Genomic DNA, 15,809 nt, shown 5'->3' on the forward strand with positions numbered 1-15,809 from the left:
ACGTACGTTCCTTGCCGTTCGCCCTCCGAGGGCTCTCGCTGATACAGAATTCACGTAGGCGGCCCACGCTCGAACCGACGCCCGTCGCGTCGGGACGCAGTGCTCAGAGACGGCCCGGCGCCGGGGCCAGTCCCTTCGGGGACACCGCCTGGGCGATGGCCGCCGCGACTCGCTCGGTGGCCGCACGGCTGGTCCGGCTGAGGGCCGTGAGCTGGATGAAGCCGTGCACGAGCCCGCCTTCGCGGAAGATGCGGGTCGGTACGCCGTTCTCGAGGAGCCCGGCAGCGTAATCGAGCGCCTCGTCCCGCAGCGGATCGAATCCGGCGACCGACACCACTGCGGGCGGCAGGCCGTCCAGGTTCCCGAGCAGCGGGGAGACCCGCGGATCCCTCACATCGGTACCGGCCGGCAGGTAGTTGCTGCTGAACCACTTGATCTGCTTGGCCGACAGAGCCGGGGAACCGGCGAACTCGTGGTGCGAGGGCCGCTCGGTAGACAGGTCCACGACCGGGTACATCAGGACCTGCAGACAGGGCTGGACATCACGGCCGCGCAGCTGCTGGCACAGCACTGCGGCAAGGTTGGCACCGGCGCTGTCCCCGGCGACGACGATGCGGTGCGGATCGAGACCCCACTGCTCCGCGCGATCGACGGCGTAGTCCCATGCGGTCAACGCGTCATCGTGCGCGGCCGGGAACGGATGCTCCGGAGCGAGCCGGTACTCGACGGAGAGCACGTCGACGCCGGCCTTGAGAGCCAGCAGCTTCGCCGGAGCGTCGTAGTCGGCTCGACTGTGTACGACGAACCCGCCGCCGTGGAAGAACAGGAGGAGACCCCGCGACGCGGATCCCGCCCGGTATCGGGTGGCCTGCAGTCCGCCGGGCAGCCCGAGTTCTTCCTGGATCGCGAAGGACGGCATCCGGTCGGCGAACATCCGGCACTCCGCTGCGATCACTTCACGAGCGCGCACCGGGTCGAGATCGCTGTAGTCGTCCGCCTTTTCGGCCATCTGCATCAGGAGGGCGATCTCGGGCGCCATCTCCTCGCCGTCGGCATTGACGGGCACGTCCGCCAACCTGCGGAGGACCGGCTGGGGAAGGCGACAGGTGAGGATGCCCATCATCCGCTGGATCCGCTCCGCCAGGGTGAGCTTGGCAGGGGTCGAGGTCATCGTGTCCCTCCCTGCTGCTGAGAGGCGGTGGTCTGCAGGTTCCCGTACTCGGATCGCACCGGCGCCGAGGTCCTGGCGCTGAATTGCAGATGCCTGTCGAACAGGGCGCCCTTGAGGAGCTTGGCATCCTGGCTGTACGAGGTCAGCATCCGCCAGGGCAGCCCGGTGCCCTGGCGCGGGAGCGTGTCCATGGACCTCGCGACATAGCCGGCGGTGAGATCGAGCAGCGGCCGCGTGGGCATGCCCGCGTCGGGCACCGGGACGGCGATCTCGTGTCCGTGGGCGTCCATGTACTTGATCAGGTCGCAGATGTAGCGGCTCGTGAGGCCCACCTTCAGAGTCCACGACGACGACTTGGTGTATCCGAGTGCCACGACCCAGTTGGGCACACCGGAGAGCAGCATCCCCCGGTACGTCACGGTGTCGGAGAGTACGATCGGCTTTCCGTCCACGCTCTGCTGGACTCCGCCAAAGAACCGCATGTTCAGACCGGTCGCCGTCACGATGACATCGGCCTTCAGCTCGCGTCCCGAGGCCAGCAGGATGCCGTCCTTCGTGAAGCGCACGATCCGGTCCGTGACAACGGATGCCTTCCCGTCGCTGATCGCCTGGAAGAAATCGCCGTCCGGGGTGGCGCACAGTCGCTGGTCCCACGGGTCGTACGGCGGATTGAAGTGGGTGTCGACGTCGAAGTCGGCCGGGAGGGCCTTCTTGGTGTAGTAGCGGATCATGGCCCGACCGAATCGCGGAAACGTCTGCACCAGCTTCACGAAGCCCTGGTCGCGCCAGACGTTCTTGCGCCTCGTCAGCGCGTATCCGCGCTCGGGGCCGAACAGTTTCGTCAGCTGCAGCGACAGTGTGTCGACCCGCGGCAACGCCATGATGTAACTCGGCGTGCGCTGGAGCATCGTGACGTGGCGTGCCGCTCCGGGGCCCGCCGTCATGGCCGGCAGGAGGGTGATCGCCGTGGCACCACTACCGATGACGACCACCTTCTTGCCGGAGTAGTCGTAGTTCTCCGGCCAGTGCTGGGGATGAAGGATGTCGCCGGCGAACGCGTCGCGACCCTCGAACTTGGGCGTGAAGCCCTCGTCGTAGCGGTAGTAGCCGGTGGCGCCGTACACCCAACGGGCCTTCATCGTCAGCTCGTTGACCGCCTCGTCGCCGCTGACCCGCACCGTCAAGGTCCACAGGGCCTCATCGCTCGACCAGTCCGCCGACACGACCTCGTTCCGGAGCCGGATGAGCCTCTCCAGGCCGTACTCCTCGACGGTTTCCCGCAGGTAGTCACGAATCAGGTGCCCGTCGGCAATGGCGGATTCGTGGCGCCACGGCTTGAACTCGTATCCGTAGGTGTGCAGATCGGAATCGGACCGGATGCCGGGATACCGGAAGAGGTCCCACGTGCCTCCGATGTTGTCGCGTCCCTCGAGCACCGCGATCTTCTTGCTCGGGAACTCCTTCGTCAGGTAGCAGGCGGCTCCGATTCCCGAAATACCCGCCCCGATGACGACGACGTCAAAACACTCTGCCGAAACGGTAGAGGTATCCATGCCACCACTCCCTTGCATCTGTGGTTCAGCGGCTGGACCTCATGGTGCCTAGGTTTGGTGTGGCGCTATACACACAGAACGCGCGAGTTCCGGTGGAGCGTGGTGCACGTTGCACACTGCCGGTGTCTGAGCGTCGAACGGGGGACGAATTCTGAGCGATGCCGATCACGCATCGGCCCCGCCGGCAGGTGCGGGCGGGGCCTCCGAGGATGGGGCAGAACCCCCGGGTCAGTCGCTCGGCTGCTGGTTCTGCTGGAGCTCCAAGAGCATCAGGGCTGCGTCGACCCCGGTCGGGTCCTGATCGAGAGGTCGCGGCAGCATGGCCTTTGCTCGGGCCAGCCGACGGTCGACCGTGTTCCGGTGCGCGAACATCCGGTCCGCGGTGCTCGAGATGTTGAACCGCTCACTCACGTACATGCGGACGGTGCGCTGGATGACCGGGTCGGCTGTCGCGAGCTCCCCCAGCGTGTTCGCGACGAACTGCTCCGCCTTGGCGAGATCGGCAGTCAGCAGATCGACGAGGTAGGCGTCCTCGTAGCGCACGACGACATGCGGGGACCGCAGTCGCGCGAGGAGCCGCTGCGCCGCGACGGCGTCCAGATGACTGGAGCGGAACCCCTCGACGTCCGTCGCCGGCCGTCCGAACGCCACCCTGACGCCTGGGGTCTTGGCGAGGACCTTCTGGATCCCCGCTACCGGCGGAACGACCCTGACCGGCATCCACAACCACTGGGAGGAGGTACTGACCACCAGCGTCAGACGACGCGTGGCACCGCACGCCCGCATGACGTGCTCAGCCGCTTCCTCCAGGTGGGGGGCAAGCTCTTCGGAATCGGCCCACACGATGGCCGCGACGTGAGGTCCGGTCAAGGCGTAACCGAGCTGCTCCTCCGCTCGTACGCGGCTGATGGGGGCGCCTTCCAGCAGGAGCTGCGCTGTGGCGAACCGCTGGGTGTGGGCGCCGCGCCCCAGCTCCGATCGAACGTCGTCGGTGTATGTCGCCACGGCGGCGATCGAGTCGTCGACGAACGTCGTCATCGAGTTGCCGGACACCTCCACCAGTTCGCGCAACTCGTCATGGTCCGTGGTGGCGGCGAAGCAGGCCTCGATCCACCACTGCCATCCGACCCGCTGCGCCGCCCTCCATGATTCGAGGTCGTCGATGTCCATGCCGCGCAGCACGAGGTCGCGGGCGTAGATGTACATCTCCGGGTCCCTGGACGGCTCCACTCGACGGCCCGGCTCGTGCAGGTTCGACACGAGCCAGTGCGTCATGTTCGCCTTGTTGAGGCGCCGGTCCGCTTCCGCCAGCACGGGATCTTCGACGAATCCTCGCTGGCGTGTACCCCGCTGCGAAGCAGCCCACAACCTGTCCAGCACGTCCTCCGACAGGGGCAGCATCTGCTCGGCGATCGCTCGGATCAGCTCGGATACCCGTGGGGATGGGGCTGGCCACAACTCTTCCATAGCATACACAGAGTACTCCCGGCGACCACGTGGGGTGAAGCGCCGAGCTGGGGCGGCCGGCCGCAGACCACGTCGGGGCGGCCAGGGCTGCCCGAGGGGCGCACGCCGGCATCCTTCCGGATATTTTTCGGTATAGGAACCGGCATCGATGCGTTCCTTGGCCGGCTGTCTCCCCGTTTCAGGCCCCGGATGAAGGAGCAGGTCGGCCTGCTGCTCCAGAAGAGCGACGAGGGATACCGGCGAGTAGGATCCTGCGTACCCGTCGCCCACCCCCATCCCCACCCCCGGGCTTGAGCGGGCGGACCCCCTTCGAGACCACCCAGTTCGACCTGCCGGTGGGCAGTCTCCTGGCGCCAGGGTCGAGCTGGTCCTCATGCCGGCGAGAGCCCCGGACGTGCCCCGTGGCCTCACCTGTGAATCAACCGTGAACGGGATGTCGCGGAGCCTCACCGTCGTTTGACAGGCCGTAGGGGGATCCGTGATCCTCCTGACCACTGCATGGCGTGCGCCGGCAACCGCGCTTGAGATGCACGCTGCCGCAAGGCCCTGTTGGGGCTCGTGGTCCGTTCCCGACCCTTTCACCCGCATTCGCTCGCCCGGCACCCGGCGCATCACACCACGCCTCGGGTGGCGGCGGATGCGAGCGGCCGCCCTCGCACCAAGTGAGGACGCCGCTCACGACGATCCGCGGCGACGTTGCCGTGAGTACAGCACTCTGCCCCCTGCCGTACCTCGGCGGCGCGCGCGGCCTTGACGCGCCGTCTCTCGTCGTCAGCCCGGTCATCCGTCGCCCCTCCGGAACGTCTGCGCGGCGACAGGTCACGCGCTTCCACGCCCCAGCCACCCACCTCACCGTCCGGAGGTTTCCGTGCGCTCCTACACTCCTGCTCCGTCCGGCCGACCACCGACGCCCCACCTCTCCGCCGATACCCCGCAACAAGAACGCCTCTCCAAACTCCGCGAGGCCGCTCACAGCGGCGACCGCACATTCCTTGTCCTGAACGCGGTTCCTCTCGCGGTCGGCACCGTGCTGTCGTCGTTCACGGACGTGCCGTCGGTGCCTGTGTACGGGAAGCTCACGCTGGGCGTGGTGTGGGGCTTCCTGCAAGGCACCCTCCTCGTCGTCACCGCCTGGCTGCACGAGGACCGGTCCGCGCGTCTGCGCGATCCCCTCGAGCAGTCCCTGACCTCATGCCTTCCTCGGGTCGAGAGGCCCGTCACTCCTCCGGTCAACGAGCCCTGGCGGTGAAGCGGTGAACCTGCACATCCTCAGCTCCGGCCCGGCCGAACCGATCGGTTCGGACAGCCAGGGCCCTGTGATCATCGCCTTCCTGGTCTTCATCGGTGTTTCCCTCCTGTGGGTTCTCACGCTCGCCACACAGGAGGACAACCCGGAAAGGCTCTACACAGCGGACCGGTCGCTCTCATCGGTCTTCAACGGGATCGCCATGGCAGGCGAGCAGATGACTGTCATCAACCTGTTGGCAGTGCCTGGAGGCATCGCCCTTTTCGGCTACGACGCATTCACCGTCGCCATCGACTACGTCGTGGCGCTGGGCGTACTGCTCCTCCTTGCCCAGAAGATCCGCAACAGCGGTCTGTACACGCTTGGCGATCTCTTCTCCGTGCGCGTCTCAGGTCCGGGGCTGCGCATCGCCGGGGCCGTGGTGACACTGGTCATCGCCATTCCCCTTCTCATGGTGCAACTGAGGGCGGCCGGCATCGTCACGGCCCTCCTGATCGGCATTTCGAGCGACGAGGCTCAGGTCCTCTGCACGGTGGTGATGGGCTGCCTCGTCGCCGCCTTCGCCACGGTGGCAGATCTGAGAGGCACCAGCTTCATGCAGGTCGTCAAAGTACCGCTCACCCTGGTGACGCTGGCCGTGGTCACGGTGCTGGCGGTGAACAGATTCGGGTGGGACCCTGGGAGTCTGCTCGACGCCGCGGTGGCCAACAGCCGGGAGCCGGACGCGTACCTGAGCCCGGGGCTCTGGACTCAGCCAGGGAGCCTCGGCCCTCTCAGCACGATCAGCGACCACCTCGTGATGATCCTCGGTACGGCCGTGGCGCCTCACCTCATGCTGCGTATCAGTACCGCCCTGACCGGGCGAGGCGCACGCCGATCCATGAGTATCGCCGCGGGGCTGAACGGCGCGTTCTTCCTGCTCCTGACCACGACGGGTTTCGCGGCGGCGGCCGTGGTGGGAAGCAAGAGCATCGGGGCCGTCGACGCCAATGGACAGTCGTCCCCGATGCTGCTCGCTGCGGGCCTGCTGTCCGACGGCTCGGCGGCGAAGGTCACGCTCATCACCGTCATGGCCTGCGTCGCCTTCCTCGCCGCCCTCACGACCGTGACCAGCGTGACCTTCGCCGCCGCCGTGTCCATCGCGCACGACGTGTTCGCTCGAGGCAAGCGCCGGCACACCGACATCGGGGAAGTGCGGGCCCTGCGTCTGGCTGTGGCCCTTCTGTGCATGGGAGGCCTGTCGCTCGCCGCTGCGACCCATCGATACCCGATCGAATTCCTGGTCGTCTTCTCGCTGGGCGTCGCCGCATCATGCGTCTTCCCCGCACTGATCTACTCCTTCTTCTGGTCCGGATTCCGTCGCCGAGGGCTCCTGTGGTCCGTATACGGGGGACTTCTGCTCTGCGCAGTCCTCACCTTCTTCTCCCCCGTCGTCTCCGGAACCGAATACGCACTGTTGCCGGGAGTGGATTTCCATTGGTTTCCTCTGAATAATCCGGCCGTGATTTCCGTACCGGTCTCATTCCTCCTCGGGTGGTACGGCAGCATCAGATCGCCAGAGAATACTGACAGCGACTTCGGGCGCTTCGAATACAGGATCCTGACGGGAAGAAGTCCGGATTGAGCGGAGCCGGCTGCGGCGTCCTCCGAGCCCCCAGGTCGCGTCGCCGCCCGTCGAGCCAGGGGACGGCAGGGTGCCTCGCTTCGGCTCTACGACGGCTTTTCAGTCATGCGAGGGGCGAAGAGATGCTCCGCGACTCCTCCCATGTGCACTGTGCACCACGATCCGCGCGAACTGGAGGTGAACTGATGTGGTACGGCGCGATCCGCAGGGAGCAAGCTAGAGATCCAGGTCACAGGCGCCGGACGTATAGGCGCTCGGTTTCAGCCACCGAGGACCGCCCTCAACTGGAATCGCGCTTACAAGAGAGCCCCATCGGCTCTTGCTGAACACAATCGTCCCGCGCCCCGACAACGAAAAAGGTATGGCATGACCATCTCAGAGGTTTCCCTGCGCCGGATCCCGGCCTCCGCACCGGTCGATGAGGTCTTGGCCGTCTTCCACGAGGACGGTGGCGTCATCATCGAAGGACTCCTCACCCCGGAGCAGGTCGAGCGGTTCAATCGCGAGATCGAGCAGCCTCTCCAGAAACTGGCCGCCGGCTCCAAGCACGAGGACGAGTTCGTCGCCGAGTTCCACGGCAAGAACACCAAGCGGCTCACGAACCTGGTCACGCTCAGCGAGACGTTCCGACGTGAGGTCATCGACCACGACCTGGTGCACGCCCTCGCCGACGCCGTCTACCTGGAGGAGTCGGGCACCTACTGGATGACCACTGCGCAGGTCATCGAGATCGGGCCCGGCAACACGGCGCAGTTTCTCCACCGGGACCTGGAGAACTACTTCCCGTTCGTCGGCATGGGGCCCGCAGGCCCGGAAGTCACCGTCAACTTCCTGATCGCCCTGACCGACTTCTCCGAGGAGAACGGGGCCACCCGGGTCATCCCGGGAAGCAACCACTGGGAGGACTTCGAGGATCGCGGGACTCCCGAGCAGACGATCCCGGCTCTGATGCGTGCGGGCGACGCGCTCTTCTTCAGCGGGAAGACGGTGCACGGCGGTGGCGCCAACGTCACGTCCGACGAGTACCGGCGGGCGGTGGGCTTCGCTCTCAATCCCGGTTATCTGGTCGGCGAGGAGGCTCACCCCTTCCTGATCGACCTCGACCTGGCCAAGACTCTCTCGCCGCGGGTGCAGCGCCTGACCGGATTCCGCTCGCAGTACCCGAAGGGCTCCCCGGGGCTGTGGCAGGTCGACTACAGCGAGCTCGCCGATCACCTCGGGCTGTGATGCCCCCTCTACCGAGACGCTGAATCGACGACGTCGGCACGCAGGTGAGCCCGCCTGACGACGGACATCTGTGACATCAGAGGTCCTGCGGAGTGCGACCTGCCGTGTCACGTCGGACCAACCCGGCTGTCCCCGCCTTCCGGCGCGGGCGGGGCCGGCCGACCTGCGCGAGGTCATGGTGCGTTGTGCACCGCCACCGACGTATCCGCAGGGCTTCTTGTGCCAGTTCGGTGCTGTCTGAAAAGGAACCGCAGGCACCTCACGGGCCGCAGCCTCAAGTTCCCGTGGGGCACCGAGAACCCGGACCGGAGGCCAGGCCGCACGCCGCGCAGCCCGCTCGGCCAGGCCTCCCGGTACATCGCGACCATCGCGTGAATAGGAGCAACTCGTGCAGTCCAGAGCATCAAACAGCAAGTGGCGCATGCTTGCGGTCTCGTTCCTGGTCATCGTCGGCATGTCTCTGCCGTACTACGGCTGGACGCCCAGCCTGACCTCGATAGCGGCGGATCTGTCCCTCGACTACGCGCAAGCGGCTTCGCTCATGTCCGTGACCGCCGCCATGGGCGGCATCGCGGTGGTCCTGGGTGGAGCGCTTGTCGTCAGAGTGGGGCCCAAGAGCGTCATCCTCGCTGCGCTGGCCCTCTCCATCGCGGGCCAGATCCTCTTCGCCTACGTGGACGGCTACACCGGTGCGCTGGTGGCACGCGCCGTCAGCGGCGTGGCTGTCGGTCTCATGATCGTGGCTCCCTACACGCTGGCCATCAGTTGGTTCCTCGAGTCGGGGCAGGCCGGCCGGGCGGCCGGCGTGATGCTGGCGGGTGACGGCATCGGCGTGCTCTTCGCACTCGTGGTGTTCGCCATGGTGCTCGGATCCGTGGACTGGCGTGACGGGCTGCTGGTGCAGGCCGGCTATCTCGCGGTTCTCTTCCTTGCTGCCCTCTTCTTCCTGAAGAACGCCCCCGCACCGGAAGCGGCAGAAGCGCGAGGACAGGACGCCGAAGGCACGCGGACGAAGGCGTTCGGCGCGATTCTGCGCGCGGCCCGCACGCGGCCCGTGCTCTCCGCGATGGCGTTCTACACGGGAACCTGGGGGCTCTTCTCGCTCGTCGTGAGCTGGATGCCCACCATTCTGATGAACGCCGGCTGGCCGGAGTCCGTCGCGGGGCTGTTCTCGTCCTCGTCCAGCCTTGCCGGCATCATCACCGCTGTCGCCTTCGGCCTGCTGTCACACAGGGTCACCGGCCGCCGCAAGATCGTCATCGTCCTCGCCGGGATCACGACGGCGGCGTTCGTCGGTCTGCTCTGCTACGCGGTCTCCGTGGGGGACTACACCCTCGCGGCGGTTTCCCTCCCGTTGATCGGCCTGGCCGGCTACGCGGGAGCCTCCCTGTCGCTCACCGCCGCCAACGAGTCGGTTGACGGTGAGCACGTCGGCGCCGTCAACGGTCTCGTCCTCGGCTGCGCCCTCCTTGTCGGCGGCGTCCTCTACCCCTATGTGGTGGGCGCCATCCGAGACATGACGGGGAGCTTCGCCGTCGGATTCCTCGTGGTCGCGATCTCCACGTTCGTTCTCTGTTTCGTCGCCCCGCTGTTCGGGTTCGACGAAGGGAAGTCCCAGGTCCCGTCGCCGGAGGCGGCAGTCCGATCGGAAGTACGGGCCGCGGAAGCCTGACGGGCCCTGCTCCGCCGCGTGCGGCGTGCCGACGCCGACGCACGCGGCGGGGCACACCCGTCGGCCTTACGACGCCCCGACTCCCTTACGACGGCGCCAGACACACCCTCTGTCGGCTCCGCCGCACCCGCGCCCGCACCCGCACCCGCTAGAAGGAATCATGCTCAATCTAGCCTCGCTCCTCGAAGACAGCGCCCGCTGTCACCCCACCCGTGACGCACTGGTCCTGGGCGACACCCGGCTCACCTACGCCCAGGTGGACAGCGCCGCCAACCAGGTCGCGAACCTCCTCGTCGAGCGGGGGATCAGGCCCGGAGACAAGGTGGCCCTCAGCTGCCCGAACCTGCCGTACTTCCCGATCGTCTACTACGGCGTCCTCAAGGCCGGCGCGGTCGTGGTACCGCTCAACGTGCTCCTCAAGAGCCGTGAGATCGCCTACCACCTCGCCGACTCCGACGCGAAGGCGTACTTCTGCTTCCAGGGCACTCCGGAACTGCCGATCGGTGCCGAGGGCTTCGCCGGCTTCGAGCAGGCCAGCGGCTGCGAGCACTTCTTCCTGATCACCGCCGACCCGGCCGCGGCCGGCCCGATCGAGGGCGCGGAAACCCTGGGCGCGGCTCTGATCGGCAAGGCACCCACCTTCGACAGCGCCGTCACCTCGAGCGACGACACCGCGGTCATCCTGTACACGAGTGGCACGACAGGCCAGGCCAAGGGCGCCGAGCTCAGCCACGCCAACCTCGTGCTCAACGCGCTCAGCTGCAACGGTCTGTTCGGCAACCGGCCCGCGACTGACACGCACCTGCTCACTCTGCCGCTGTTCCACACCTTCGGCGCCACCGTGCAGATGAACGCGGGCTTCTCGATGGCCGCCACGCTCGTACTGCTGCCGCGCTTCGAGGCAGCACAGGCGGTCGCGCTCATGGAGAGGGAGGACATCACCTTCTTCGCCGGCGTGCCCACCATGTGGTGGGGCCTGCTCGGCGCCCTCACCGACGACGTCGACGTGGACCGGATCGCCCGCAACCTCCGGGTCGGAGTGTCCGGCGGCGCAGCCCTGCCGATGGAGATCATCAGCCAGGTCAAGAAGCGGTTCGGAATCCAGATCCTGGAGGGCTACGGCCTGTCGGAGACCTCGCCTGTCACGACGTTCTCCGACCCGCAGCGCGAGCCGCGGCCGGGCTCGATCGGCATCCCGATCTGGGGGGTGCAGTGCAAGCTGGTCGACCGTGGCTGGAACGAGGTCACCGGGGTCGGCGCGGTCGGCGAGATCGCGATCAAGGGCCACAACATCATGAAGGGCTACTACAACCGCCCCGAGGTCACCGCGGAGGCCATGCGGGACGGCTGGTTCCGAACCGGCGACCTGGCCAGGAAGGACGAGGACGGCTTCTACTACATCGTCGACCGCACCAAGGACATGATCATCCGCGGCGGCTTCAACGTGTACCCGCGTGAAGTCGAGGAGGTCCTGATGACCCACCCCGACATCTCGCTCGCGGCGGTGATCGGCGTACCCCACGACAGCCATGGCGAGGAGATCAAGGCTGTCGTGATCCGCAACGCCGACGCCGACCTCAGCGAGGCCGAGCTGGTCGACTGGGCGCGGCAGCAGATGGCGGCCTACAAGTACCCCCGCATCGTCGAGTTCGTCGAATCGCTCCCGATGACGGCCACCGGAAAGATCCTCAAGCGCGAACTCGGCTGACCCGTGGCGGGTCCGGTGCCCACGTGACCGCCACCACCAGCGCTACAGCCACGCGCCCATCTACGGCAAGGCATCACCGGCCATGTCTTGTGAGCGGTGGCGTGGCGCATCGAGCGCGAGTCGCGCGGCACCGGCACCGCCGAGGGCCGCCTAGCGGTCCACCGTCATCCCGGCGCAGCCTCGGCGGGCGCCGCGCTGCTCTGCCGCTCACCCCACTCCTTGCCGAAGTAGCACTGTGTCGCCGGGGATTGACAGGCTGCAACCCGCACCACAATCCTGAGCAAACGACTGGATCAAATGATTTAGTCGCTTAAATCCAGCCACCGGAACAGAACCAAGGGAGCAGAAGATGAAGGACGGGACGTTCGACTACGACACGATCGTCATCGGCGGAGGGTTCGCCGGGGTGAGCGCGTGCCGGGATCTGTCGGATCAGGGCTACTCCGTGCTGTTGCTGGAGGCGCGCGACCGGCTGGGTGGTCGCACCTGGTCCGAGCAGCGGAGTGTGGGGGACTACGAGGGAATCGTCGAGCTGGGCGGGCAGTGGGTGTGGCCCGATCGCCAGGTCAACATGATGTCCGAGATCGAGCGGTACGGGCTGACCATGACGCACAGCTCGATGCCGGAGTGCTACCCGACACTGCTGGCCGGGCAGTACAACCCGGGCCCGCTGCCGGTGCCGCTGGAGGACGTCTACGACTTCGAGAAGGCCGCCTTCAAGATGCTCACGGACGCGCACCGGATCCAGCGGGGAGTGCCGCTGGACCGCCAGAACGTCGAGGACCTGGACATCCCCTACAACGAGTACCTCGACAGCCTCGGGGTCAGTGACTCCGTCCGCGGCTTCTTCACCTTCTTCGGGACCATCCTCACCGGCCGCTATCCGGAGGAGATCTCCGCGCTTCCCCCGCTGGGGTTCATCGCACAGATGGACCACAGCCTGATCCGTACCTGGGGCGTGCTGGACGCCTACATCGTCGAGGGCACCGGTGCGCTCATCCAGGCGATGGCCGACGACTCCGCCCGGGCCGACATCCGGCTGGAGACCCCGGTGGCGAGCGTCGAGCAGAACGAGGACGGCGTGAGGGTGACGACCGAGGCCGGCGACACCTTCACGGCGGCTACGGTCGTCGTGGCGACCCCGCTGGCCTGCTGGTCCACCATCCGTTTCGAACCGCCGCTGAGCGAGGCCAAGTTCACCACCTCGAGCGAGCGCAGCGTCGCCTACCCCGTCAAGGTGTACGCGCAGGTCAAGAACGCGCCGCGATTCCCCTACATGCTGGCGGAGGCTCCCCAGGCCAATGGTGCGGCTGTCATCTTCGGCGAGCACGATCTGGGGGAGGACGGCCAGCTCGTCGTCGGCTTCTTCATCGACCACCCGGACCGGGACGACCGCTTCGGTACCAGCTTCGCCGGTATCGAGCGGTTCGTGAAGACGATGTGCCCGGACGCCGAGCTCGTCGCCTACGAGTGTCATGACTGGGTGGGCGACCAGTGGTCCGGCCGCGGTGGCATGGCGGCGTACCCGCCGCAGCGCCTCAGCCGGTGGCACTCCGAGCTCGCCCGCCCGGAGGGCCGGGTCCACTTCGCGACCTCGGACATCGCCAGCACCTTCATGGCGTGGATGGAGGGCGCCGTCGAGATGGGCAAGAAGGCGGCGGTCGACGTGCAGCGCCGGCTTACCCGGGAGGCCATCGAGGTCAAGGTGCGCGCCCGCGCCAAGGGATCGAGCGGCACCGCGGCGACGCGGCACGAGGCCTGAGCCGGATAGGCGGACGACGCAGATGTTCCCCCGCGAAGAGCTGAAGGCCGACTACACCCGCCGCGCGCTGGAAGCGCTGGACCGGGCCTGGTCGTCGGGACCGAGTGGTCCGGGGCCGAGTGGTCCGGCCGGGACCGGACCGGCCCAAGTGCTGGCCGCGGTCCTCGACCAGCAGGCGACCATCGTCGGGCCGGTGCTGGCGGACCTGGGCGTGGACCCGGTCGATCTTCGGGCTTCGCTACGCGTGGACCCGGAGGACTTCCGAGGCCCTCTGGGCGACTTCGCGGGGGAGCGGCCGACGGCCGACGCCGAAACGGCCCGGCCCCAGCCCGGGCTCCTCTCGCTACTGCGGGCTGCCGAGCACGAGGCACGTCAGCTGGGCGACGCGTTCGTGTCGGTCGAGCACCTCGTCGTCGCCCTGGCCGACCGGCGCGACCCGGTCGGTGAGTTGATGCGCACCATGGGCGCCGACCGGACCGCGGTACTGGACGCCGTACGACGCGTGCGCGGACCGTGGCAGGTCCTCGACGCCGAACCCGAGCGTACCTGCCTGGACGTCCGATGGCGGCCAGCCCGGGTGTCCAGCCAGGTGCTCCGGTTCGGTCGCGACCTGACCGAGCTCGCCTTCCGCGGCACACTCGATGCCGTGGTCGGCCGCGACACCGAGATCGCCCGGGTCGTCCAGGTGCTGTCCCGGCGGCGCAAGAACAACCCCGTGCTGATCGGCGACCCGGGGGTGGGCAAGACCGCCATCGCCGAGGGGCTCGCCCAGCGCATCGTTTCGGGCGAGGTTCCGGGAGCGCTGCAAAACCGTCGGGTGATCGCGCTGGACGTTGGTGCCCTGATCGCCGGGGCGTCGTACCGGGGGGAGTTCGAGGACCGGGTCAAGGCCGTGCTCAAGGACGTCGACGCGGCGGACGGCGGCATCATCCTGTTCATCGACGAACTGCACACGATCATCGGAGCCGGCGCCGCGGAGGGCGCGGTCGACGCCGGCAACCTCCTCAAACCGATGCTGGCCCGCGGCTCGCTGCGCACGCTCGGCGCCACCACGCGCGACGAGTACCGGAAGTACGTCGAGTCGGACGGCGCGCTGGAGCGCCGCTTCCAGCCGGTGCACGTCGAGGAACCCACGACCGACAACGCCGTCGAGATGCTCCGGGGCCTGCGGCCCAGCTACGAGGGCTACCACGACGTGCTGATCACCGATGCCGCACTCGCCGCTGCGGTGTCGCTCAGCAAGCGCTACATCGCGGACCGGTACCTCCCCGACAAGGCGATCGATCTCATCGACGAGGCCGCCTCGCAGCGCCGGATCGAACTCGACTCCGGCTCACGGTGGCCCGATGCAGGCGAGTCCGCGATCGTCGACGAGGAGGATGTCGCACGCGTGGTCGCGCAGTGGACCGGCATCCCGGTCTCCCGGGTGCGCGAGGAGGAACTGGAGAAACTCCTCCGCATGGAGGCGCGCCTCGGCGCCCGCGTCGTGGGCCAGCGGGATGCGATCGCCGGTGTCTCGGCCGCGCTGCGCAACGCCCGCGCCGGCCTCGGGGATCCGAACCGGCCGATTGCCGCGCTCCTGTTCTGCGGGCCGGTCGGCGTGGGGAAGACCCATCTCGCCCATGCGCTGGCCGAGTTCATGTTCGACAGCGACGACGCGCTGATCCAGCTCGACATGTCGGAGTACGCCGAAAAGCAGTCCGTCACCCGCCTCATCGGTGCGCCACCGGGCTATGTCGGCTACGAGGAGGGCGGCCAGCTGACCGAGGCCGTTCGGCGCCGCCCGTACGCGGTCGTCCTCCTGGACGACATCGAGCAGGCGCACCCGGACATCCACGGACTGCTGCGCCAGGTGGTCGACCACGGATCGCTCACCGACGGCCAGGGCCGGCTGGTCAGCTTCCGCAACGTGGTACTGGTGATGACGTCGGGCCTCGCCGATCCGGACGCCGTACGGCAGCAGTTCCGGGCCGACTTCGTGACCCGGCTCGACGACGTCGTCGAGTTCGCGACGCTGGGCCGCCGTGAGCTGGAGCAACTTGTCGACCTGCATGTCGGCGTGGTCGCAGCCCACCTGTCGGGCCAGGGCATCTCGCTCGAACTCACCCGCCAAGCACGTGAGTTGGTCAGCGAGCTGGGCGACGGCAACGACGGTGCGCGTCCACTGCTGCGGGCGATCCGGAAGCAGCTCGTCTCTGCCGTGTCGTACGAGATCCTGCGGGGCGGGGCGGGATCGGGCGACACGATCCGGTTCGACCGCGACGGGTCGTCACTTCGGCTCGCTGTGGTGCGGGGTGCTGCGGAGGACGAGGCCCGGGCGGCGGGGCCCGGCAGCTGGCCGTCAAGTTCTACGGTCCCGACTGGATCAACCGACTGAAT

General features: G+C 67.7%; 10 protein-coding genes. 7 read left to right on the plus strand and 3 right to left on the minus strand.

The genetic code is table 11. From position 1 onward, the window contains the following. Positions 1-103: 103 nt before the first annotated feature. From ACF07V_RS30865 to ACF07V_RS30875, 3 genes are all read right to left on the minus strand, one after another. Entirely contained in the window at positions 104-1,171 is a 1,068-nt protein-coding gene (locus tag ACF07V_RS30865; protein WP_392158978.1) for an alpha/beta hydrolase, read from the minus strand. Continuing rightward, the gene (locus tag ACF07V_RS30870; protein ID WP_392158979.1) at positions 1,168-2,742 is read right to left on the minus strand and encodes a flavin-containing monooxygenase; all 1,575 of its coding nucleotides are present in this window, start codon (positions 2,740-2,742) and stop codon (positions 1,168-1,170) included. The genes ACF07V_RS30865 and ACF07V_RS30870 overlap by 4 nt, the downstream gene beginning before the upstream one ends. A 210-nt stretch (positions 2,743-2,952) precedes the next feature. Further along, on the minus strand, positions 2,953-4,191 hold the full coding sequence (locus ACF07V_RS30875) for a PucR family transcriptional regulator (RefSeq protein WP_392158980.1): 1,239 nt from the start codon (positions 4,189-4,191) through the stop codon (positions 2,953-2,955). Between the two features lie 1,057 nt (positions 4,192-5,248). On the opposite strand from ACF07V_RS30875, the gene ACF07V_RS30880 reads away from it, so the two are divergent. From ACF07V_RS30880 to ACF07V_RS30910, 7 genes are all read left to right on the plus strand, one after another. Beyond that, the gene (locus ACF07V_RS30880) at positions 5,249-5,440 is read left to right on the plus strand and encodes a hypothetical protein (RefSeq protein WP_392158981.1); all 192 of its coding nucleotides are present in this window, start codon (positions 5,249-5,251) and stop codon (positions 5,438-5,440) included. Between the two features lie 4 nt (positions 5,441-5,444). Beyond that, positions 5,445-7,061, plus strand: a complete 1,617-nt coding sequence (locus ACF07V_RS30885) for a cation acetate symporter (protein ID WP_392158982.1) — start codon at positions 5,445-5,447, stop codon at positions 7,059-7,061. 366 nt (positions 7,062-7,427) lie between these two features. Beyond that, positions 7,428-8,288, plus strand: coding sequence for a phytanoyl-CoA dioxygenase family protein (locus ACF07V_RS30890; protein WP_392158983.1), 861 nt, complete (start codon positions 7,428-7,430; stop codon positions 8,286-8,288). A 388-nt stretch (positions 8,289-8,676) separates the two neighbouring features. Continuing rightward, positions 8,677-9,960 (plus strand): CynX/NimT family MFS transporter, encoded by a 1,284-nt coding sequence (locus ACF07V_RS30895; protein ID WP_392158984.1) that lies wholly within the window; start codon positions 8,677-8,679, stop codon positions 9,958-9,960. A gap of 160 nt (positions 9,961-10,120) precedes the next feature. Beyond that, positions 10,121-11,668: a long-chain fatty acid--CoA ligase gene (locus ACF07V_RS30900; RefSeq protein WP_392158985.1), complete on the plus strand. Its 1,548-nt coding sequence runs from the start codon at positions 10,121-10,123 to the stop codon at positions 11,666-11,668. A 349-nt stretch (positions 11,669-12,017) separates the two neighbouring features. Beyond that, positions 12,018-13,430 carry a flavin monoamine oxidase family protein gene (locus tag ACF07V_RS30905; protein ID WP_392158986.1) on the plus strand — a complete coding sequence of 471 codons (1,413 nt, stop codon included), beginning with the start codon at positions 12,018-12,020 and terminating at the stop codon, positions 13,428-13,430. Between the two features lie 22 nt (positions 13,431-13,452). Continuing rightward, a complete protein-coding gene (locus tag ACF07V_RS30910) occupies positions 13,453-15,807 on the plus strand; it encodes an ATP-dependent Clp protease ATP-binding subunit (RefSeq protein WP_392158987.1) in 2,355 nt (784 codons plus the stop codon). Positions 15,808-15,809 lie beyond the last annotated feature (2 nt).

The organism is Streptomyces sp. NPDC015661, assembly GCF_043077765.1.
In the GTDB taxonomy this organism is placed as follows: Bacteria; Actinomycetota; Actinomycetes; order Streptomycetales; family Streptomycetaceae; genus Streptomyces.